Raw genomic sequence first — 332 nt, forward strand, 5'->3', positions numbered from 1 at the left:
TGAACGCCACGCCGCCTGGCGTCGCCCCGCCGGCGCTCAGAGGTTCCGGTCCTGGTGGATGTGGCCCAGCCCGAACCTCTCGGGCGTGCCGGACTCGCCGGGGATCACCCGGGCGGAGGAGTTGCCGCGGCGGTTCAGGACGACCAGGAGCGCCACGATGACCGCGACGACGAACAGGGCAGCCAGAAGGTAGAACATGTCGGTCCCCCATGAGCGTTCGCCGCCGCCATGGGGCGGCAGTGGAAGGCCATTGTGCACCCGGCAGCGGCCCGGGTCACGAGGTCGTTCCGCCGGGACGCGGCGCGGGGACGCGGTGCCGGGAAGGCGCGTCG

General features: G+C 73.2%; 1 protein-coding gene. It reads right to left on the reverse strand.

The genetic code is table 11. From position 1 onward, the window contains the following. Positions 1-36: 36 nt before the first annotated feature. Complete coding sequence (locus ACLWS4_RS38135; RefSeq protein ID WP_416876589.1) at positions 37-198, reverse strand: hypothetical protein; 162 nt, start codon at positions 196-198, stop codon at positions 37-39. Positions 199-332: the final 134 nt, after the last annotated feature.

The sequence above is a fragment of the Kitasatospora sp. SC0581 genome (assembly GCF_048159585.1).
In the GTDB taxonomy this organism is placed as follows: domain Bacteria; phylum Actinomycetota; class Actinomycetes; order Streptomycetales; family Streptomycetaceae; genus Kitasatospora.

Coding starts and splice junctions, on each gene's coding strand:
- ACLWS4_RS38135 (WP_416876589.1), bottom strand. CDS start 198: ATGTTCTACCTTCTGGCTGCCCTGTTCGTCGTCGCGGTCATCGTGGCG.